This window comes from Longimicrobiales bacterium (assembly GCA_029245345.1).
In the GTDB taxonomy this organism is placed as follows: domain Bacteria; phylum Gemmatimonadota; class Gemmatimonadetes; order Longimicrobiales; family Gaopeijiaceae; genus CALFPJ01.
Genome location: JAQWPM010000002.1, coordinates 70,536 through 92,402 on the forward strand (window position 1 = coordinate 70,536; position 21,867 = coordinate 92,402).

General features: G+C 59.8%; 20 protein-coding genes. All 20 read left to right on the forward strand.

Translation table 11 applies throughout. The features are described from left to right. Positions 1-120: 120 nt before the first annotated feature. The 20 genes from P8L30_00365 to rpmF all read left to right on the forward strand — a co-directional run bounded on the left by P8L30_00365 (position 121) and on the right by rpmF (position 21,830). Positions 121-822 carry an NADH-quinone oxidoreductase subunit C gene (locus tag P8L30_00365; protein MDG2238657.1) on the forward strand — a complete coding sequence of 234 codons (702 nt, stop codon included), beginning with the start codon at positions 121-123 and terminating at the stop codon, positions 820-822. Beyond that, a complete protein-coding gene (gene nuoD, locus P8L30_00370; protein MDG2238658.1) occupies positions 822-2,099 on the forward strand; it encodes an NADH dehydrogenase (quinone) subunit D in 1,278 nt (425 codons plus the stop codon). Before P8L30_00365 ends, nuoD begins: the two co-directional genes overlap by 1 nt. Next, the gene (locus P8L30_00375) at positions 2,096-2,752 is read left to right on the forward strand and encodes an NAD(P)H-dependent oxidoreductase subunit E (GenBank protein MDG2238659.1); all 657 of its coding nucleotides are present in this window, start codon (positions 2,096-2,098) and stop codon (positions 2,750-2,752) included. Before nuoD ends, P8L30_00375 begins: the two co-directional genes overlap by 4 nt. Further along, on the forward strand, positions 2,752-4,044 hold the full coding sequence (gene nuoF / locus P8L30_00380) for an NADH-quinone oxidoreductase subunit NuoF (protein MDG2238660.1): 1,293 nt from the start codon (positions 2,752-2,754) through the stop codon (positions 4,042-4,044). Before P8L30_00375 ends, nuoF begins: the two co-directional genes overlap by 1 nt. Beyond that, entirely contained in the window at positions 4,044-5,639 is a 1,596-nt protein-coding gene (locus P8L30_00385; protein MDG2238661.1) for a 2Fe-2S iron-sulfur cluster-binding protein, read from the forward strand. The genes nuoF and P8L30_00385 overlap by 1 nt, the downstream gene beginning before the upstream one ends. Before the next feature lie 2 nt (positions 5,640-5,641). Then, positions 5,642-6,955, forward strand: a complete 1,314-nt coding sequence (nuoH, locus tag P8L30_00390; protein ID MDG2238662.1) for an NADH-quinone oxidoreductase subunit NuoH — start codon at positions 5,642-5,644, stop codon at positions 6,953-6,955. A gap of 3 nt (positions 6,956-6,958) precedes the next feature. Beyond that, the gene (locus tag P8L30_00395) at positions 6,959-7,459 is read left to right on the forward strand and encodes an NADH-quinone oxidoreductase subunit I (protein ID MDG2238663.1); all 501 of its coding nucleotides are present in this window, start codon (positions 6,959-6,961) and stop codon (positions 7,457-7,459) included. Then, a complete protein-coding gene (locus P8L30_00400; protein MDG2238664.1) occupies positions 7,459-7,980 on the forward strand; it encodes an NADH-quinone oxidoreductase subunit J in 522 nt (173 codons plus the stop codon). Before P8L30_00395 ends, P8L30_00400 begins: the two co-directional genes overlap by 1 nt. After that, complete coding sequence (nuoK, locus tag P8L30_00405; protein MDG2238665.1) at positions 7,977-8,270, forward strand: NADH-quinone oxidoreductase subunit NuoK; 294 nt, start codon at positions 7,977-7,979, stop codon at positions 8,268-8,270. The genes P8L30_00400 and nuoK overlap by 4 nt, the downstream gene beginning before the upstream one ends. 4 nt (positions 8,271-8,274) lie before the next feature. Continuing rightward, positions 8,275-10,428, forward strand: coding sequence for an NADH-quinone oxidoreductase subunit L (gene nuoL / locus P8L30_00410; protein ID MDG2238666.1), 2,154 nt, complete (start codon positions 8,275-8,277; stop codon positions 10,426-10,428). A 151-nt stretch (positions 10,429-10,579) separates the two neighbouring features. Beyond that, a complete protein-coding gene (locus P8L30_00415) occupies positions 10,580-12,214 on the forward strand; it encodes an NADH-quinone oxidoreductase subunit M (GenBank protein ID MDG2238667.1) in 1,635 nt (544 codons plus the stop codon). Positions 12,215-12,226: 12 nt separating this feature from the next. Then, on the forward strand, positions 12,227-13,762 hold the full coding sequence (locus tag P8L30_00420) for an NADH-quinone oxidoreductase subunit N (GenBank protein ID MDG2238668.1): 1,536 nt from the start codon (positions 12,227-12,229) through the stop codon (positions 13,760-13,762). An 82-nt stretch (positions 13,763-13,844) separates the two neighbouring features. Further along, a complete protein-coding gene (locus P8L30_00425; GenBank protein MDG2238669.1) occupies positions 13,845-15,218 on the forward strand; it encodes a phosphomannomutase/phosphoglucomutase in 1,374 nt (457 codons plus the stop codon). A gap of 7 nt (positions 15,219-15,225) precedes the next feature. Then, positions 15,226-18,009, forward strand: a complete 2,784-nt coding sequence (locus P8L30_00430) for a UPF0182 family protein (GenBank protein ID MDG2238670.1) — start codon at positions 15,226-15,228, stop codon at positions 18,007-18,009. Between the two features lie 139 nt (positions 18,010-18,148). Then, on the forward strand, positions 18,149-19,285 hold the full coding sequence (gene sucC / locus P8L30_00435) for an ADP-forming succinate--CoA ligase subunit beta (GenBank protein MDG2238671.1): 1,137 nt from the start codon (positions 18,149-18,151) through the stop codon (positions 19,283-19,285). 3 nt (positions 19,286-19,288) lie between these two features. Next, the gene (sucD, locus tag P8L30_00440) at positions 19,289-20,173 is read left to right on the forward strand and encodes a succinate--CoA ligase subunit alpha (GenBank protein ID MDG2238672.1); all 885 of its coding nucleotides are present in this window, start codon (positions 19,289-19,291) and stop codon (positions 20,171-20,173) included. 17 nt (positions 20,174-20,190) lie between these two features. Next, positions 20,191-20,643, forward strand: a complete 453-nt coding sequence (locus P8L30_00445; protein ID MDG2238673.1) for a CBS domain-containing protein — start codon at positions 20,191-20,193, stop codon at positions 20,641-20,643. Next, positions 20,640-21,038, forward strand: coding sequence for a nucleoside-diphosphate kinase (ndk, locus tag P8L30_00450; protein ID MDG2238674.1), 399 nt, complete (start codon positions 20,640-20,642; stop codon positions 21,036-21,038). Before P8L30_00445 ends, ndk begins: the two co-directional genes overlap by 4 nt. 92 nt (positions 21,039-21,130) lie before the next feature. Next, a complete protein-coding gene (locus P8L30_00455) occupies positions 21,131-21,640 on the forward strand; it encodes a DUF177 domain-containing protein (protein ID MDG2238675.1) in 510 nt (169 codons plus the stop codon). A gap of 7 nt (positions 21,641-21,647) precedes the next feature. Beyond that, positions 21,648-21,830: a 50S ribosomal protein L32 gene (rpmF, locus tag P8L30_00460; GenBank protein ID MDG2238676.1), complete on the forward strand. Its 183-nt coding sequence runs from the start codon at positions 21,648-21,650 to the stop codon at positions 21,828-21,830. Positions 21,831-21,867: the final 37 nt, after the last annotated feature.

Here is a 21,867-nt window from a genome sequence, read left to right on the forward strand (position 1 = left end):
GCGAGTGATCTCGAGGTCGTAGGCCTGACCGGCCCTTTCGGAAATTCTACCCAGCAGGAGCAACTCACCGGTGGCGTGGCGGTGCGCGCGGAATCCCCCTCAGACGACCTGCTCTCTTAGATGACTGACGAAAAGAAGAGTGGGCTCGACGCGATCGACGAGGGCCCAACTGCCTCCGATGCCGCGACGCCTACCGGAGGCGGTACCGCAGGTGACCCTGCGGATCACGCGTCTGTCCAAGGACTCATGGCTCAGTTCAGCGATGCAGTCATGCGGCATCGTGTGAACGCTGGAGACCAGCATGTGGTATGGATCGACGCGGCGCGGTCGCATGAGATGCTGACCTGGCTCCGAGACGATCCGGACCAGCTCTATGACATGATGTCTGACGTCACGGGCCTTGATTACGGCAGTGGACGGCCGGTTGAGGTGGTCTACCAGATGTACTCGACAACGCACAAGCACATACTCCGGCTCCGATGCGAGCTTCCGCTCGATGCTCTAGAGATCGATTCGGTCTGCGACCTGTGGAAGAGCGCGAATTGGCTCGAGCGGGAGGTGTACGATCTCTTCGGGGTCACGTTCAAGGGCCACCCGGACCTTCGCCGGATCTTGATGCCGGACGACTACGCTGAAGGGCACCCGCTTCGGAAGGACTTCCCTCTTCGGGGTCGCTTCTCCCGCGCGGAGCAAACCCGCCGCGCGCTCAACCAGGAAGTGGAGCGCTACTATCTGGCCGAGGACCTGGACACTGGACTCGTCCCCCAGGAAGCCCCAACCGCCGAAATCAGACCGTTTGAAGACGCCGGAGGTGATCTCTGATGTCGCAGAAGACGCTCGAGATCAATGTGGGTCGCCAGGAGATGGGTGCAGATGGGTTGCCCGTCCCTTCGCCGATCGCACCGTTTGACATCCCGGAGCCGGACATCGGCACCGAGCACATGCTCATCAACATCGGGCCGCAGCACCCCGCGACACACGGCGTGCTCCGGCTTGTTTGTGAGCTCGATGGTGAGACCGTCAAGAAGGTCGTGCCACATATTGGCTACCTGCACTCGTCTTTCGAGAAGCTCGGCGAGTACCGGACTTGGAATCAGATCGTTCCGCTGACCGACCGCATGGACTACCTGGCGCCGTTGATCTACAACTGCGCGTACGTCATGTCGGTCGAAAAGCTGATGGGCATCGAGGTCACGGAGCGCTGCAAGGTGGTCCGCGTAATCCTCATGGAGTTGGACCGAATCTTCGGCCACCTCCTCTGGCTCGGGACGACGGCGATCGACGTGGGTGCCTTCACCCCCTTCCTATACTCGTTCCAGGAACGTGAGCGCATCTACAAGATGCATGAGTCGCTCACGGGTGCGCGCATCACGACGTCCGCGACACGCGTTGGCGGTATGATGGCCGACCTGCCGGAAGGCTGGATCGATCAACTGAAGCACTTCCTGGACACCTTCCCCGACACGCTGGCCGAAGTGCATCACCTCCTGACGGGGAACCTGATCCACATCGGCCGGACGCAGGGCATTGGCGCGATCAGTGCTGCCGACGCGATTAACTACGGATTTACCGGCCCGAACCTGCGGGCTTCCGGCGTCGACTATGACCTCCGCAAGGACCGTCCGTATTACGACTACGAGACGTACGACTTTGAGGTCCCGGTCGGTGAACATGGCGACTGTTACGATCGCTATCTGTGCCGTATGGAAGAGATGAAACAGAGTGTCTCGCTTCTCCGCCAGGCGATCGATCGTCTCCCTGGTGGGCCGATCAACGTTGAAGACCCGAATATCTCACTGCCCTCCAAGACCGACGCAATGTCGGATATGGAGAGCATGATCCACCACTTCAAGCTCATCACCGATGGCATTCCCGCTCCTGAGGGTGACTGCTACCTGGGCATCGAGGCGTCCAAGGGCGAACTCGGCATGTACCTCGTCGCTGAAGAGGGGAGCACGAAGCCGATCCGCTGGCGTGTGCGCCCGCCGTCGTTCGTCAACCTGTCGGTGATCCCGAAACTCGCCGAGGGCCACTTGGTGTCGGACCTGATCATGATCAACGCCAGCCTGGACATCGTTCTCGGGGAGATCGACCGATGAGTGACGTACCATTCAAAAACCTCGGTTGGGCCGGTAACACGGGAGAGTTTGATCTCTCGGAAGAGGAGGTCCGGGGCGACGACTTCGTCGGAGATCGCCCAGCACACGGTGGCCACGCTTCAGGGTCGGCCACGATGCCTTACATGCTCGCGGAAAAGAATCCGGAAGCGACGCTTTTCGAAGGTGAATACCAGGAGCGCTTCGAGAAGATTCTGACGCGGTACCCGGACAAACAGGCAGCCTTGCTCCCGACGCTGTCCTTGGCTCAGGAGCTTCGTGGATATGTGAGCCCGGAGTCGATGGATCGGGTGGCCGAGTTGCTTGAGCTGTCTCCGGCTTACGTCCGTGGCGTGACGACGTTCTACACCATGTACAACAAGCGCCCCGTGGGTCGGCACTTGGTGCAGGTCTGCACGAACATCTCGTGCAACCTGTGCGGCGCCGACGAAGTTCTGGATGCGTTTCTTAAATACACGGACACGGAACTCGGTGAGACGTCGGAGGACGGAGGTTTCACGATAATCGAGGCCGAGTGTCTCGCGGGGTGCGGATTCCCGACCTGCGTGCAGATCAACTCTCGTTACTTCGAAAATGTGACACCTACCGAGGTGCCTAAGATTCTCGAGCACTTGAAGTCCGAGGGGGACAGCTAATGGCTTATCCCTACGTGTCGGATAAAGAAGTCCGTATCCTCAGCACATACTTCGGTGACCCGAAGCAGCGCCATCTCGACACCTACGTGGAGCGAGGCGGCTACAAGGGGCTGGAGAAGGCACTAGGCATGGGTGCCGACGAGGTGGTGGACATCGTGAAGGACTCAGGACTCAGAGGGCGTGGAGGGGCAGGATTTCCGACTGGCCTGAAGTGGTCCTTCATGCCGAAAGACTCGAGTCGGCCGCACTACTTGCTGTGCAACGCGGACGAGTCCGAGCCAGGCACCTTCAAGGACCGCGAGCTCATCCGCTGGGACCCGCATCAGTTGATCGAAGGGTGCCTGATCGGGGCGCACGCGATTCGCGCCCAGCACGTCTATATATACTGCCGTGGTGAGTTTTTTGAGACGACGCAGGTCTTGGCCCGCGCGTTGGAAGACGCCTACGCCAAGGGCTACGTGGGGGAGAACATCCTAGGCACGGGCCACACGATTGAAGTCACTGTGCACGCCGGAGCAGGCGCGTATATCTGTGGTGAAGAAACCGGTCTGATGAACTCGCTCGAGGGCAAGCGCGGGGAGCCGAGGGTCAAGCCTCCGTTTCCCGCAGCCGTTGGCGCTTTCGGTATGCCTTCGACCATCAACAACGTCGAAACGCTGTGCGCCATTCCCCACATCGTCACCAATGGTGGCGAGTGGTATAGGCAGTACGGCACGGAGAAGAGCCCGGGCACGAAGCTTTTCTGCGTCAGTGGACATGTGAACAAGCCGGGGAACTACGAGCTGCCACTCGGTTTCCCGCTTCAGGAATTGATCGATGACGTGTGTGGCGGGATGCGTGACGGAAACGCGCTCAAGGCGGTGATCCCCGGAGGCTCATCCGTCCCGCTCATCAACGCGGAGGAGGTCTCTCGGTGTACGCTCGACTACGAGGGCTGTGTCGAGGTGGGCACCATGCTCGGTTGCGCCTCAGTCATCGTCATGGACGAGACTGCCGACATCGTGAAGCAGGTGCGCCGCATGGTCGACTTCTACGCACATGAGTCGTGCGGGCAGTGCACGCCTTGCCGAGAGGGCTCAGCGTGGACGGCGAAGATCATGCGACGGATCGAGAACGGTAAGGGAACCGAGGAGGACCTCGACATGCTCATGGACGTGACGCAGAAGATGGTCGGTACGACGATCTGTGTGCTGTCGGACTCCGTGGCCGCTCCGGTCCAATCTTCGATCGAAAAATTCCGAGATGAATACCTCGCGCGCATTCGGCGTGGCGAACGAGTGGGGGCGGCCTGATGTCTGCAACTGTCACCCTGACCATAGACGGTCACGAGGTCACGGTCCCGAGGGGGACCACGATTCTCGAGGCTGCCAAGACGATTGGGCGGGAAGTCCCTCACTACTGCTACCATCCCGGCATGTCGTCTCCGGCGATGTGCCGTCTTTGCCTGGTCGAGGTGGAGGGTGCGCCCAAGCCGATGCCTGGCTGCGTAACCACCGTCACGGACGGACAGGTCGTGCATACGGAATCCGAGCAAGCCAAATCCGATCGGCAGGGCGTGCTCGAGTTCTACTTGGTGAATCACCCGCTGGATTGTCCAATCTGCGACATGTCCGGTGAGTGTAATCTCCAGGACTACGTGCATGAGGAGGGCCGTGAGCATGGACGCTCCCGTGAGCCAAAGCGAATCTTCGGCCGCGACGATTTCGGCGGCGACGTGCTCTTCTACGGAGACCGCTGCGTGATGTGCACGCGGTGTGTCCGCTTCATGAGCGAAGTCGAGCAGGATCACCGGCTGACGGTTGTCGAACGAGGGAACCGTTCGGTCATCGACACCTTCTTCGAAGAGGGTCTCGAAGGCACGAACTGGGCCGGGAACATCGTCGACATCTGTCCCGTTGGTGCGCTCGTTTCGAAGGACTTCCTGCATAAGGCACGAGCGTGGGACTTGGATCACACGCCTTCTGTGTGCACGAGTTGCTCCCAGGGGTGCAACATCGATCTGCACACTCGTGACAACCTCGTGCAGCGCTTGAAGCCGCGTGAGAATCTGGATGTGAACGGCTGGTGGATGTGCGACGAAGGCCGGCACAACTACGAGTGGATCAACAAAGGTGACCGGATCGAGGCACCGTTGGTGCGGGACTCGGGCACCGCAAAGGCAGTGGGATGGAAGGATGCGCTCACCGGGTTGCTCGCTGCCGCGGGTGCCCTCGATGGCGCGAAGATAATGGCTGTTGCATCCCCCCTCGCCTCGAACGAAGACCTTGGTGCCTTTACAGGACTGGTCGAAGCATTAGGCGGTGGGGACACCGTGTACCGTTCGGCCAGGGCCGAATCAGAGGTCGTTCTGAAGGGCTTCCCGACGCTCGCACGAAGGAAGGATCTGGCCGCCAACGTCCATGGCGCGGACCTCGTGGGAGCGACGCGTGTCGGTGGTGATGACGCGAACGGTGGCCTGGACGAGATCGCTGGCCACAGTGGCGTCATCTTGGTCTTGGGTGACGCGCTCGCTGACCAGGACGAGTCGTTCGGCAGTGATGCCGCCCTCTACGTCTACGTGGGGACTCACATGAGCGAGGCGACCGGGAATGCTCACTATGTTCTCCCGGTGACGACATTCGCGGAGCAGGAAGGCACGTTTACGAACCTCGACGGCCGGGTCCAGCGTTTCTGGCCAGGCGTGGAGGCACCCGGCATGGCCCGCCCCGCCTGGTTCGTCCTCGGCGCGATGGTCGCTGAAATGACGGAAGGAGAGGGGGCTCGCAGTGCGGCAGACGCGTTTGCCCAGCTTGCCGGCTCAGTCCAAGCGTTCGGTGGTATGTCCTACGATGACCTCGGAACACGCGGAGCTGTTGTGAACGAGACCGTTTCGTTGGCGGGAGACTGACCATGGATTTTGTGCCCATCCACGGCGAACTCGACCTCGGCTTTGTGGCGATACCGTGGGCGCTTCTCGCTATGACAGCCAAGACCACCGGCATCTTCACGGTCTTGATGCTGGTCGTTGCCTACACGACGCTCGCAGAGCGAAAGGTGTCAGCCTGGATCCAGGACCGTAATGGTCCCAACCGTGTCGGACCGTTCGGGCTGCTTCAGCCGATTGCGGACGGTATCAAAAACTTCTTGAAGGAAGAGACGCTGCCGGCCACGGCGTCGAGGGCGTTCTTTGTGCTCGCGCCGATCTTGGTGCTCTTTCCTTCGCTGGTGACGTTTGCGGTGATCCCGATCGCGGCGCCGCTCCCGACGCCCGTGGGCGTGGTCGACATGATCGTTGCCGATGTGCCGATCGGTATTCTCTACATCCTCGCTTTCAGCTCTCTTGCCGTGTACGGCGTGGTTCTGGGAGGTTGGGCCTCGAACAACAAATACGCCTTCCTGGGTGGGCTGCGTGCCTCTGCTCAGATGGTGAGTTACGAGGTTGCCCTCGGTCTGTCGTTGATCACGGTCTTGATGCTCTCGGGGAACGTGACGCTCACCGAGATCATCTGGCAGCAGCAGCAACTAGGAATGTGGTATGCGTTCCCGCTGTCGCTCGCCTTTCTACTCTTCGTGATTTCCGCGTTCGCCGAGACGAACCGCCTTCCGTTCGATATGCCTGAAGCAGAATCGGAGTTGGTGACGGGTTACCACACCGAGTACTCGGCCATGAAGTTCTCCGCTTTTATGATCTCGGAGTTCGGGCACATGGTGACTGCCTCTGCGCTCATGGCGACGCTCTTCTTGGGCGGGTGGGACATCCCGTTCTGGACCGGGGACAACATGTTCTGGCACCAAGGACAGCTCATCAGTGGCTTCGCTGCCGACGGGAGCACAATCCTCGCCACTCCGGCTATTTGGAAGACGTTACTCACCCTCGCTGCGTTCGCCGTGAAGACCGGGTTCTTCCTAGTCCTCTATATCTGGATCCGCTGGACGCTCCCACGCTTCCGCTACGACCAGGTTATGGCACTCGGGTGGAAGGTGATGCTGCCGACTTCACTTGCCTACGTCATGCTGATGGCAGGAACGATCCTCACGCTCGATGAGATCGGGATGGCATTTGGCTTCGTATACGGCCTTGCTCTGACAGCGGTCAGTTTGGCCTGTACGATCGGATTCGTGTTCTACCTGGACCGCGGCCGGATCATCACCGGTGCCGCTGCCCTCCATGCACAAAAAGTCGAGATCAAGACCATTTCTCAGCCCGCTCCGGCGGGGGATTAACGGATGGCGATTTCAGTAAAAGTCATGCACCGACCGGAGCCGGAGACTACCTCCTACCTCCGCGCCGCATTGAGCGGCATGGCGCTGACATTCAAGCACATGATCAGTCCGACGAGTGTCACGCAGCAGTACCCCGAGGAGGAGACTGATCTGAGCCCTCGGTGGCGCGGCACACATCGCATGGAGGTCCATGCAGACGGTCGTCCGAAGTGTGTGGCGTGCGGGCTGTGCCCCACGGTCTGCCCCGCAAATTGCATCAAACTTGTCGGTGGAGAGGACGACCAAGGGAATCGTTACCCGATCGTCTATGAGATCGACGAGTTCCGCTGCATTTTTTGCGGGATGTGCCAAGAGGTATGTCCTGTGGAAGCGATCCACGTAGGCCGGCACTTCGAAAACGCCGAATACACTAGAGACCGGTTCGTGTACGACCTGGACCGGTTAATGGAGCAAGACCATCCGACCACTCTCTTGTGGGATCCGTCCGATCCGAGGAGCGAATAGTGGTCGACATCCTCTTCTACGTCTTTGGGTTCGTCGCGGTCGGCGGCGCCTTGGGCGTCGTCTTGGCGAAGAGCCCGGTGGGTTCGCTCCTCTTCATGGTGACGACACTGGCCAGTATGGCCGGGACGTTCGTTCTCCTTGAGGCGCATTTCCTCGCTGCGATCCAGATCATCGTCTACGCAGGCGCGATCATGGTGCTCTTCCTCTTCGTCATCATGCTCCTGAACTTGGGGCACGACTACGAGAGGGATCTCAAAGGCGGCGTCTTCTCGATCATCTCGTTCGCCACGGTGGGCGCGATGGCGGGTGTGCTTCAGCGTCAATTTCGCGGGGCTGCACTCCCGGACGCGATCACCACCGGGGGCGCGTCCATCGATGCTGCGCTCGCGGAATTCGGTGTCGTTGGCGCGATCGCTGAGCCGCTCTACACGACTTATGTGGTCGCATTCGAGATCACGGGAATCCTGCTCCTCGTGGCGATCGTCGGCGCGCTCGTTCTGGCCAAGAGGAGTCCGGCATGATCGCGCAAGCGCTGGTGCTCAGCGCGATCCTGTTCATGATCGGTACCGCCGGTGTGCTCATCCGCCGCAACGCGATCATCATGTTCCTGTGCATCGAGCTCCAGCTCAACGCAGTGAACCTGGCCTTCGTGGCGTTCTCGAGACTCCACGGTATAGAAGGCCAACTCTTCGTCTTCTTTGTGATGACGGTCGCGGCCGCTGAGGCGGCCGTCGGGTTGGCCATCATTATCTCGATCTTCAGGCATTACGAGACGGTGAACGTAGACAATTTCAAACTGCTGAGGTGGTAGCGACATGTACGCTTCCTTAGCAGCGCTTCTCGGCCAGGGCGGCGCGCCCGCCGCGGAAGGTGCGGCTCACTTCGAGCCGTTCTTCCCTGGGATGATCATCCTTCTCCCGCTTCTCGGCTTCGTGCTGAATGGCCTCCTGGCCATCCGTCACGGAATGGCTTCGGCCGTCGCAGTGCGCGCAGGGGCAGAGCTCGACCTCGACGAAGGTGGACGCCCCGCGACGCACACGCTCCCGAGCCTCATCGGCCCGGGGGTCATGCTTCTCGCGTTCATCCTCACGCTGGTGAACTTCATCCGCATGCTTGGGGCGCACCTCGAGGAGCCGGTGGTCATCAGCTACTGGACCTGGATGTCCACGGGCACGTTTGCTGTGGATGCCGCGATCCAGCTCGACCAGCTCTCCATGATCATGATGATGGTCGTGACGGGGGTCGGCTTCTTGATCCACGTGTTCAGCGTCGGCTATATGAAGGAAGACGCTGGGTATCCGCGTTACTTCGCTTATCTGAACTTGTTCGTCTTCTTCATGCTCACCCTAGTCATGGGCGCGAGCTACCCGCTGATGTTCGTCGGCTGGGAAGGCGTGGGGCTCTGTTCGTATCTGTTGATCGGATTCTGGTTCGCCGATCGAGAGAAGTCGGACGCGGGTAAGAAGGCCTTCATCGTCAACCGTATCGGTGATGTCGGCTTCCTGGTCGCGATGTTCCTGCTCTACAAGACGTTCGGAACGCTCGACTTCGTACCGCTCTTCCACGATGCCGAGACGCTGGTGTACGGCGGCGGACTGGTGACAGCGATCACGCTGTTCTTCTTCCTCGGTGCCGCAGGGAAGAGCGCGCAGATGCCGCTCTACGTCTGGCTTCCGGACGCGATGGCGGGCCCGACGCCTGTTTCTGCGCTCATCCATGCTGCGACGATGGTCACGGCGGGTGTGTATTTGGTTGCTCGGTCCTCGGTCTACTTCGCCTTGTCACCCGTTGCGAGCGCGACCGTGGCAGGTGTGGGTGTGCTCACCGCGCTCTTTGCCGCGACGATTGCGCTCAAGCAGAACGACATCAAGAAGGTCCTTGCCTACTCCACAATCTCCCAGCTCGGCTACATGTTCGTCGGGGTCGGGGTCGGTGCTTACGCCGCTGGTGTCTTCCACTTGATGACGCACGCCTTCTTTAAGGCTCTGCTCTTCATGGGTGCCGGGGCAGTGATTCACTCGATGCACAAGGCGTATCACACCACGCACAATCATGAGGACGCGCAGGACATGCGGAACATGGGCGGCTTGAAAAAGCATATGCCCATCACGTGGATCACGATGTGGGTCGCCACGCTCGCGATCGCGGGGATCTGGCCTTTCGCTGGCTTCTTCTCGAAAGATGAGATCATCTGGCAGATCGGGGCCTTCGGCGGAGCTGCCAATGCTCCCTACCCGGCGCTCTATACGGTCTACTGGATCATCGCCTTAGCCGCAGCCATGCTCACCGCGTTCTACATGACGCGCATGATGGTCATGACGTTCCACGGTACGAATCGCACGGGAGAGGAAGAGGTCAAGAACCTCCACGAAGCCCCGGTCGTTATGTGGGTGCCGCTGGCGATTCTCGCGGTGCTGTCGCTGGTGGGTGGTTGGATCAACGTTCCACCTGCGATTCGGGAGTCCTTCTTAGGCCTCGGGCCGCTCACGAGCGAGTGGCTGCACCACTGGCTTGAGCCGATCACCGCTCAGGCTATGCATATCCAAGAGGCCAACCTAGGCGAGCTGTCCCATTCGGCACCGTTTGGTGGTGGCGAAGTCATGTGGGCCATCATCTCGACCGTGCTCGCCATGACAGTCGTGTTCGCGTCTGTGCGGTTCGTGGGCGGACAGAAGGTTGTGCCGGCCAAGGACTCACCGGAGCCGGCCGGCTTCTCGAAGGTTCTGCTCAACAAGTACTACGTGGACGAGTTCTACGACCGGTTCATCGTTCAGCCGATCATCCGCATGTCGCGGTTCTGCTGGAGGGTCATCGATGCTGGGATTATCGACGGCATCGTCAACGGGGTCGGGTGGACCGCCCGGGGCACAGGCTTCGTAGCCAGCATGCTCCAGACCGGTACGGTGAACACCTACGCATTCATTCTCACCGTCGGCGTCTTAGTCATCCTCGGAGTCTCGATCTTCTAATGGACAGGCCGATGAAAACGGCGCCTGACGGCGTCACGGTCCGCGCGACTCGCTGCGACGTACTGCCTAGTACGTCTCGCTCCTCGTGCTCCCCTTCCTTGTCAGTCATCCGTTTTGAGCGGCCTCAGATGGGTGTGGGAGTATGACTTCAATGCTCGAATCGATCGGCTACACAGGCTGGATTCTCCACGCCCTCATTTGGCTTCCCATGCTGGGTGTCGGCTTGGTGATGTGGGCCGAAGAAGAGCGGGCGAAGCAGATCGCGTTCTGGTGGTCTCTGGGCGTAATGGTCCTCAGTTTCGGTCTCTGGTGGTCGTTTGACCCCGGCCAGGGTGCCATGCAGATGGAGACCAGTATCCCGTGGATCGCATCGTGGGGGGTGAGTTATTCCCTCGGTGTCGACGGGATTAGCCTCTTCATGGTGATGCTGACGACCTTCAGTACGTCGATCGCCATCCTCGGATCGTTCAATTACATCAAGGAGCGACAGCGGGCCTTCTACGCGCTGATGCTCCTTCTTGAGGCAGGTGTTGTCGGCGTCTTCTGCGCCACGGACGTCTTCCTCTTCTACGTCTTCTTCGAGCTCACACTGGTCCCGATGTACTTCATCGTGGGCGTGTGGGGCGGGGAACGTCGCATTTATGCGGCCATCAAGTTCTTTCTTTACACGGCGTTAGGATCGCTGCTGATGCTCGTGGCGATCATGTACCTGTTCTTCAAGGCCAAGACGCTTCTAGGCTTCCCGACGTTCGCGTACGCTGATCTGCTTCAGGTACCGCTGACTGGGACGGAGCAATTCTGGCTCTTCAGTGCGTTCGCCCTCGCGTTCAGCGTGAAGGTTCCGGTATTCCCATTCCACACCTGGCTTCCAGACGCACACGTGGAAGCACCGACACCGGGTTCGGTTATCCTGGCCGCGGTCCTGCTTAAGATGGGCACCTACGGCTTCTTGAGATTCTTGCTGCCGCTCTTTCCGGTCGCCGCGCAACACCCGACGGTCGTCTCGACGATGTTGGTGCTGGGTGTCATCGGTATTTTGTATACCGCCTGGGTCGCTGCGGTGCAGCCAGACGCTAAGAAGCTGGTCGCCTACACATCGGTGGCGCACATGGGCTTTGTGGTGCTTGGGATCTTTGCGCTCACCGTGAACGGACTTCAGGGCGGCTTGGTCGTCATGATCTCCCATGGGATCAGCACAGGAGCGCTCTTCCTCCTGCTCGGCATGCTCTATGAGCGCCGGCACACGAGGAAGATCGAAGACTACGGTGGGATCGCTCGCGTGGCACCCCTTCTGACGAGCGCGTTTGTGCTCACAGCATTGGCTTCGATTGGACTGCCTGGTACCAGTGGCTTTATCGGTGAATTCTTGGCGCTTCTCGGCACCTTCGAGACACACCCCATCATCGCGGTTGTGGCTTCTCTCGGTGTGATCTTTGCCGCGTACTACATGTTGCCGATGGTCCAGACGATGTTCTTCAATAAGCTCGACAAGCCTGAGAACCGTGAGATTCAAGACCTCTCGCGCCGAGAAATGGTGATCCTCGCGCCTCTATGCGCTTTGATGATCGTGATCGGGTGGAACCCCACTCCGATTCTTGAGCGAATGGAACCGAGTGTTCGGGTGGTCCTCGAGCGTGTAGAGGCCGCCGCACCGGCAGGGCAGGCGTCGGTCGAGACCGAGGACGGCCTCCAAGTTGTGATCTTCCCGACGGCCGATGTGCCGGCGGGTGACTCCGAATCGAACGATGACGCCGTGGGTGACGACAACGTCACCGACGACAACTAACGCCAGCCGCTTATGGAACTCGACTTCAGCCGGCAGCTCCACTTCGTATGGGCGCTCCTTCCCGAGATCGTACTGTGCGTTTGGGGGATGATCGTCCTCATCGCGGGGGTCTCGGGCAAAAATAAAGAAGGCTCCGACGCTCCGACCGGTGACCCGAGTTTCGGTCCGAGGGCGGACCTGGGGTGGTTTACCCTGATCGGAATCTTGGCGGCATCAGCCGCGAACGGTTGGCTCTACGGAGTCACCGAGGTCGGGAACACGTCGATGATCGCGGTCGATGGATTTCGCCTGTTCGCGAACTGGATCTTCCTGCTCGCGGCAGCCCTCACGGTGCTCATTTCCTTCGCATACATCTATCGGCAGAAGCTTCAGGCCGGAGAGTTCTATGCGCTGATCCTGTTCGCTACCGCGGGCATGATGTTCATGGCGGGCGCGCGCGACCTTATCGTGATTTTCCTCGGACTCGAGGTGATGTCGATCGCGGTGTACGCCTTAACGGCGTTCAACCGCCGGGACCGGAAGTCGGCTGAGGCCGGACTGAAGTACTTCCTTCTTGGTGCCTTCTCGACGGGGTTCTTCCTCTACGGGATCGCTCTGACGTATGGCGTAACTGGGAGCACGAATATCGCCGCCATTGGGGACAGCGTCGCGAGTGGGGCGGCGACGCCCGGACTCCTCGTACTCGCTGTCGCTCTCCTCATGGTCGGCTTCGCATTCAAGGTATCTGCGGTGCCCTTCCACATGTGGACGCCTGACGTCTACGAGGGCGCCCCGGCTCCTGTCACCGCATGGATGTCTGCGGCTGTGAAAGCTGCAGCGTTCGTTGTTTTCCTTCGCGTTTTCCTAGTCGGCTTCGATGCTGCCTACGATTCGTGGTTTCCAATCATGTGGTGGCTTGCCGCGATCACCATGGTTGCCGCCAATCTGATTGCGCTCGTCCAGACGAATGTGAAAAGGATGCTCGCCTATTCGAGCATCGCACACGGTGGATACCTGCTCGTCGCGATGACCGCCGCAAATGAGAACGCTGCGGCCGGAATGTTGTTCTACTTGCTCGTGTATACGCTCATGAACATGGGCGCGTTTGCCATCGTGATCAGCGTGGCACACCAGGGGGAAGAACGGCTCTACATCGACGATTATGCGGGCTTCGGTTGGTCGCAGCCGGCGATGGGCGTCTTCCTCACGATCTTCTTGCTCTCGCTGGCGGGTTTCCCAGGAACCGGTGGGTTCATGGGTAAGATCTTCCTGCTGCAGGGGGCGGCGGACGCCCAACTCTGGGTCCTGATGGTCATCCTCGTGATGACCACGATCGCCTCGTACTGGTATTATCTCCGGGTGGCATGGGTGATGTGGATGAAGAAATCCGCGGCTGCCGACCAGCACTCGATGGTCATTCAGCCGCTTCCCATGCGGTTGGCGCTGATCATCTGCGTCGGGCTGATTCTCTACACAGGGATCTTCCCAAGCGCCGCTCTGGACTTCGCTCGTGCCAGTGTGCAAGGACTGGGTGCGCTCGGGGGTGGTATGCTCGGGATGGCGCCCTAGTCAGGATCGTGCGCTCGTCTCGTTTGGCGGTGCTCATGCAGCTATTTTTGCGCCCCATCGATAACCATCACCTGAGAGCCGTATGCCCCTCGCTGAACACATTTTTCGTGAGTACGACATCCGTGGAATCGTCGGAGAAGATCTCGACGCAGATGTAGCGGAGGGCGTAGGAAGGGCCTTCGGGTCTCACGTTCGTGCGGAGACGGGCCTCAGTTCGCCCCGGGTTGCCGTCGGGCACGACAACAGACTTACATCTCCCGATCTAGCGAACGGCCTGATGGCTGGCGTCCGCGCCGCCGGGGTCGACGTCCTCGACGTCGGCACAGTGCCTTCCCCCACGCTCTATTGGTCGGAACACACGTTTGAGACCGATGCAGCGGTTCAGATCACCGGCTCGCACAATCCGCCGGAGTGGAATGGCATCAAGATGACGCTCGGGAAGGGTTCTCTGTATGGTGGAACGATCCAAGAGTTGAAGCGCCGCATTATCGAATCGGATTTCGAATCCGGTGCGGGGGGCATGGAGCGGGTCGAAGTGCTCGATCGGTACATCGCGGACGTGGCACGCCGCTTCGAGTTGGCGAGACCAATGAAGGTCGCGGTCGATAGCGGGAATGGGACCGGCTCCCTAGTGGCCGAGAAGCTGCTCACTGCGATTGGAGCTGACGTTACGCCTCTCTTCTGTGACTCGGATCCGACGTTTCCGAATCATCATCCTGATCCGACTGTAGATAAGAACCTCGAAGACCTCATTGAGGCCGTGCGAGACACGCCACATGACCTCGGCGTGGCCTTTGACGGGGACGCGGACCGGATTGGGGCCGTGGACGAAAACGGTGCCATCATACGCGGAGATATTCTCCTGCTCCTGTATGGTCTCGACATCCTTAAGCGGCGTGGCCCCGGACAGAAGCTCGTATTCGACGTGAAGTGCAGTCAGGCACTATCCGAGGTCTTCGCAGCAGCCGGCGGTGAGCCGATCATGTGGCAGACAGGCCACTCACTGATCAAGAAGAAGATGAAGGAATCTGGAGCTCTCATCGCGGGTGAGTTGTCCGGTCACATCATGATTGCCGACGACTACATGGGCTTTGATGATGCCCCGTATAACGCATGCCGCCTGCTCGAATTGGTGAGTCGCTCCGAGCGTCCACTGTCAGAGATGGTCGCGGACTTCCCGGTGTATGTATCGACCGCTGAGATCCGTATCAATGTCACGGAGGAACAGAAGTGGGCCGTGGTGGCAGATGCCGTGGCGCATTTCAAGTCCAAATACGACGCGATCGATGTTGATGGCGTGCGGGTCCTCTTCGGTGATGGCTGGGCGCTCTTGCGTGCATCCAACACCCAGCCCGTGATCGTCGCGCGTTTTGAGGCGCGCACCCAAGAACGACTCGCCGAAATCCGTGGCGAGGTCGCCGAGTGGCTCACCGCCGCTGGCGTACCCTTCCAATAGGATGGACATGAAGCCCGATCCCACGAACGTGCTAGGGGCCCTGCGCGGCGGCCGACTTTTCATCATGATCGCCCTGGGGATCGCACTCTTGATCTCTATGGGGCGCATGGCGTCTGAGGCGTATGTAGAGATCCTCTGGCACGCACAGTCTGGGTACTCCGAAGTCTTTTGGCGTCGAATAATTTGGGAGTGGGGCACGCGCATCGTCGCAGGCGTCGCAGTGGGGATCGTGATCTTCCTGAATCTGCGTATCGCGTCGACAACGCTCGGAGGGGTCCAAATCAAGCGTCGTGTCGGGAATCTGGAGATCTCGGAACAGCTCCCGAAGAGTTACGTGTTTTGGGGCATGTTGGGAGTTTCCTCGTTGCTCGCGCTTTGGTTTGGCGCCGCGGTCCCGGCCAACCTCGGGCTTCAGATTCTGATGCTGAAGAATGCGGTTGTTTGGGGCGTGACGGATCCGGTGCTCGGTCATGACGCTGGCTTCTACGTCTTCTGGGTGCCTGTCTTAGCCAGTCTGATCACGTTCGCGCTCATCGGCGCGTTCCTGGTCTTCACCCTTGCTACGGCAGGATATGCCGCGACGGGAGCGCTGCGATGGGGTAAGGGGCGAATCGACGCTCAGGACGTTACGAGAGTGCACCTCGGCGGTCTGCTCGCGCTCTTCTTCTTCATGTTGGGTGCGCGCCTCTGGTTGAGTCGGTATCTGCTCTTGCTGGATGGGACCTCTGCGGTAAGCGGAATCTTCGGCTTTACGGACGCAGAGGCGCGGCTACCCGCTCTTCAGACCCTGGCGATCATCTGCGTCATGGGTGGGGTTGGTGTGTTTTGGGGCGCCTGGAAGAACCGAGTCACACCAATCGTGACCTCTTCGATTGCTGTTGTTCTCTCGATGATCGTCATCGGGCAATTCTATCCTGCGATGATCCAGTCATTCCGTGTGGAGCCGAACGAGTTGGATCGTGAGGAGCCCTTCATCGAGTACAACATCGATTACACACGGCTTGGTTTTGGTCTCGAAGAGATGCAGCGCCGACCGTTCAGTTTCGAGGCCGGACAGGTCATAGATTGGCCTGAAGTCGGGCGTCAGTTTGCGGGACTTCCGGTTTGGACCAGCGGGGCATTGCTCGCCACATATCGGGAACTGGAAGCGAGATTCCCCTACTACGACTTCCAGGACGTTGCTATCGATCGGTATCCGGGACCCAACGGACCCGTACCGGTAGCTGTCTCGGTCCGCGAAGTGTCTCCCGGCGGCATCCAGGACCCCAACTGGCAGAATCTCCATCTCAGAGAGCGCTACGTAGAAGGGATGGGTGCAGTGGCCAGTCTGGCCGCGGAGCGCACCCCCGAAGGGCGCCCACCGATGCTGGTCTCTGGCATTCCCCCAGAGGCGTCACCGCTCGCTCAGTCTGTACCCGGATTGACGTTGGACCGATCTGAAATCTTCTTCGGCCGAGGTCCTCAGCCCTACGCAGTGATCAATGCTGGACCGGACGAGTTCCAGGCGCCTGACGGTGCGCTGGGCGTGGCCGGTGTGGATTTTCCTGGAGGGATCAAGCTGGCGGGTGCGATTCGCACTGCGCTGTTGGCGTGGCGTTTTCAGGATTCGAATCTGTTGTTCGCGTCCGACCTGACGGATGACAGTCGACTCATCTACCGGCGCCGTGCTCAGGATCGGGTCCGAGCGATCGCACCGTTCATAAGGCTCCCAGAGGCCGCGTACCCCGTCATTGCAGATGGGCGTATCGTTTGGGTCCTGGAAGGCTTCACGGGGACGCGTGCGTTCCCGCTTTCAACGGTCTACGAACTCGGCACCTTCAGATCGCAGGTCACATACGCGCGCAATTCGGTGAAAATCGTCGTCGACGCCGTGACTGGAGATGTGGACTTCTACCGAGTCCCCATCGCCGACCCGTTACTGGACGTATACGAAAGAGCCTTTCCGACCCTGTTCAAGCCCATGTCGGAGATGCCTGAGGCCATTCGGTCACACGTCCGGTATTCGACCGCGCTTTTGGATCTTCAGGGCAGGGTATTGCTCCAATACCACCAAGAAACCGCGCCGGTGTTCCATGGCCAGCAGGACGTATGGGCCTCTCCCCAAGAGCTCGCTCAGGGCACAAACCCCATCGCCTATCGACCGGAGTACGGGATCTACGCCTTGCCGGGCGAAGAGGATGCCCGATTCCACCTCACGACTGTGTTCGTGCCTGCGGGTCGGCAGAACCTCACGGGGATCCTCGCGGCACGGACTGACCCGTTCGGTGCCCCGGAGTTGATCCTGTACGACGTTCCCGTGACGGACCAAGTGCCCGGGCCACGACAGATCGAAGCACTGGTGGAACAGGACCCGGACATCTCACAGCAGTTCTCTCTCTGGCGCACAGGGGGAAGCGAAGTTTGGACCGGGCACCTGCATCTTGTTCCGGCAGGAGACCGGATCCTCTACATGGAGCCGGTTTTCCTCGCGGCGGAGGCCGATGCGATTCCAGAACTGCGACGTTTTGTAGTCAGTGATGGCGTTCGTGTGGCGATGACGGAGGACCTCTCGGGTGCGATCACCCAGTTGGCTGGCCTAGAGGTCATGACCCTCGGGACGGTACCGCTGGGAGCCCCGCCTCTGCCCGCCGAGGACGAGACGCTGCTGACTTCTACTGCTTGGGCTGCGAGCGCGTTGGACTTGTTGGAGACGGCCGAAACGCGAGCTCGAGAAGGAGATTGGCAGGGCTTCGGAGACGCTCTTGAGGAACTCCGCGTGCTGCTTCAGAGACTGGAGCGTGGGGGCGCCTGACAGCCAGGGAAACCGTCAGATCCACCTCTTCTTCAGCCGTTGATCGGCCCTCTGGCCTCTGGTAGTTTGAAGGGCTTTACACGCCCAGGCGGCCGCTTGTTGCGCCCTGCCTGAAGGGCTTCTCCCCAATTGAGACCCCATGGATATCCACGAATATCAGGCCAAAGAACGCTTTCGGGCGGCCGGCATTCCAGTACCTCCCGGAGAGATCGCAACGACTCCTGAACAAGCGGAGTCGATCGCTGCTCAATACGGCGGGATGGTTGTCGTCAAAGCCCAGGTCCACTCCGGTGGGCGTGGTAAGGCCGGTGGCGTGAAGCTGGCCAAGGACGCTTCCGAAGCCAAAGAGCACGCTACCGCGATCTTGGGTATGGATATCAAAGGTCTAACTGTAGAGAAAGTGCTCGTGACGCCGGCCGAGGACATCGACACCGAAGCCTATGTCGGGGTTCTCGTAGATCGGAAGAAGCAGGCCGCGACGTTCATGGTCTCCGCTGAAGGGGGCGTGGACATCGAGGCGGTCGCGACCGAAACTCCGGAGCTCATTCGTAAATTGACGGTGGATCCACGGTACGGGATTCTCCCTCACCAGGCGTTTTGGCTGGCCAACTTCCTGTACGAAGATCCTGCGTTGATCAAACAAGCGTCCAAGATCATCGCGCAGTTGTACACGTCATTTATTGAGTCTGGGTCGTCCATGGCGGAGATCAACCCTCTGATCACGACTCCGGCCGGTGAAGTGAAGGCGATCGATGCGAAGATGAGCATCGACGAATCGGAGTTGTTCCGTCGCCCCGAAGTCGCAGCGATGAGAGACACGTCGTCGGAGCCGCCTTCGGAAACAAAGGCTCGCGAGGCGGGACTGTCCTATGTGAAGCTCGACGGTGACGTGGGGTGCTGCGTGAACGGCGCAGGACTCGCGATGGCCACAATGGATCTGGTGAAGTACTACGGCGGTGAACCGGCCAACTTCCTGGACATCGGTGGTTCTTCCAATCCGGACAAAGTCGTTGCTGCGCTCGAGATTATTACTTCGGATCCGAACGTGAAGTCCATTCTCTTCAACATCTTCGGGGGCATCACGCGTTGTGACGACGTCGCGAACGGCATCGTCGAGGCGACCCGTCGCATTGACATTACGCCACCGATCGTGATTCGTCTCACCGGTACCAACGAAGAAAAGGCACTCGAAATCCTTCACGAAGCTGGTTTCTCTGCCTACACGTCCATGGACGAGGTCGTAGAGAAGGCTGTTCAGCTCGCGAAAGGGAACTAGATCATGGCAATCTTCATCGACAACGACACCAAACTCGTCGTTCAGGGCATCACCGGTCGGGACGGTTCGTTCCACACGTGTGAGATGATGGCATACGGCACGAACGTGGTTGCGGGTGTCACCCCGGGTAAGGGTGGACAGACGTTCGAAGGACCGAACGGAAAGACCGTCCCGATCTTCAACGCAATGGACGAGGCGGTTGCCGCGACGGGTGCCAACGCTTCGGTGATCTACGTGCCGCCTGCGTTCGCAGCAGGTGCGATCCTGGAGGCGGCGGATTCTGGTGTTTCGTTCATCGTTGCGATCACTGAGGGTGTGCCCGTGCTCGATATGGCTCGGGCCCATGCTTTCGCCAAGGACAAGGGCGTAAGGGTGCTGGGGCCCAACTGCCCGGGGTTGATCTCACCCGGAAAGTCCAAGGTCGGTATCCTACCAGGGAAGATCGTGACCGAAGGCCCGATCGGCCTCGTGTCTCGTTCCGGCACGCTGACCTATGAAGCCGTCTTCCAGCTCACGGGTGCTGGATTGGGTCAAACAACGTGTGTCGGTATCGGCGGAGACCCGCTCATCGGCACGAATTTCATCGATTGCCTGGCTGCCTTTGAAGCCGATCCGGACACCACGGGTGTTGTGATGATCGGTGAAATTGGTGGTACGGACGAGCAGGAGGCGGCCGAATACGTCAGTGCCCACATGACGAAGCCGGTTGTCGGCTTCATCGCGGGGCGGACGGCGCCTCCAGGCCGGCAGATGGGCCATGCAGGTGCGATCATCAGCGGTGCATCGGGCACAGCAGAAGACAAAATGAAGGCGTTCGAGGAGAACGGAATCTCCGTGGCGCAGCGACCGGTGGATCTCGTTGGCTTGATGCAGGACGCGCTCGCCTAGCGGCGTCGCACAAATTCATGGAAGAGAAGGTGCTTTTGGTCGATACTGCTCTGGAGCCGGTCAAGTACCGCGTATACCCGGACACACCGCTGTCTGAGGTGATCGACCTCATTGTGCGGCGAGGCGTCAGGGCGGTACCGGTGGTCGGTGAACAGTACGAAGTACTCGGAATTATCACGTCCGGCGACGCACTAGGGCGGATCGTGCGAGGCGCTCCGGCGGAGCAGCCGGCGAAGGCGGGCGAGGGTCCCGAAGTGTTGGCCCGTGACGTCATGACTCGAGCTGTACTTTGTGTTTCGGAAGACCAGCCGCTCAACGAAGCGGCGCACATGATGGTCAACCGAGACGTTGAACAACTTCCAGTAGTGCGTGATGGCGAGCTGATTGGCTTCGTCACTCGCGGTTCGATTCTGCGGTCCCTACATGAGGGTGCCGCTACCCCCGAAACAAACAACGAAGACGATTCATGAGTCAGACGCTCGCGATCATAAAGCCAGATGCCGTTTCCGCCGGAAATGCCGGAAATATACTCGCCCTCTTAGAAGCCTCTGGGTTCACCGTGAAGGCCCTCCGAATGACTTCGCTTGATGCGGAGCAGGCCGGCGCGTTTTATGCGGTTCACGAGGGGCGGCCGTTTTACGATGAATTAGTCGAATTCATGATGTCTGGACCCGTCATGCCCATGGTGTTGGAGGCCGAAAATGCGGTCCCGAAACTCCGTGAGGTCATTGGCGCGACGGACCCGGCAGAGGCCGCAGACGGCACTGTGCGTAAGCTTTACGCCGAATCTAAGGGCCGAAACGCCATTCATGCGTCTGATTCGGACGAGAATGCAGCCATCGAGATCGGCTTCTTCTTTTCCTAGCACACTCAGCTTGGAATCGGCTGATCCGGAGTGTCAGAATTCGGTGGCCGATCCACTAGACAATTTCGGCGCCGGAGCTAGTTTTCACGACTATGCTAAGACTTGATCTTAATCGTCTTGCACGAGAGGGGTCGGTCACTGTCGAGGCTAAGCTCCCGGCGGATGCACCGTTGTGGGATGAGAGCGGTGTTTCGTGGGTTGGGCCAGTCGATGTGAGCCTCATGGCTACGCATGCTGGAACAGGGGAGATCGTGGTCCGGGGCAGTGTGAAGGGAGGGTTGGCACGAGAGTGTCGCCGATGCCTCAAGCCGGTCCGAAGAAGTTTCGAACACGACCTAACGGTCGTGTTCGTTGCGTCAGACTCAGCCGACGTTGAAGACGACGACGGTGTGCATGTGTACGACGCGAGTGATGAGCTCGATTTGAGTAACACGGTCCGTGAGGAAGTGATCTTCACGGCCGATCCATACGTGGTTTGCGAACCTGGATGCCAAGGGCTTTGTCCGCGGTGTGGTGTGAATCGAAATACCGATTCATGCGACTGCACTTCGGATGAGCCCGATCCCCGGTGGGAGGCTCTCAGGGCGCTCAAGGAAAAGTGAATAGGTAATGGCTGTCCCAAAGAAGCGGATTTCAAAGCAGCGTAAGCGGAAGCGTCGGACTCATTACAAGGCCGAGGGCGTGACCGTCAACGCGTGCCAGAATTGTGGTGACCCCAAGATTCCGCATCGGGTTTGCCCGAATTGTGGACACTATCGTGGCGAGCCAGTCCTCGAAGTCAGTATCGACTAGGTCGGGCTTTGCCCGAGCTATGTCCTCTCGCCTCTAC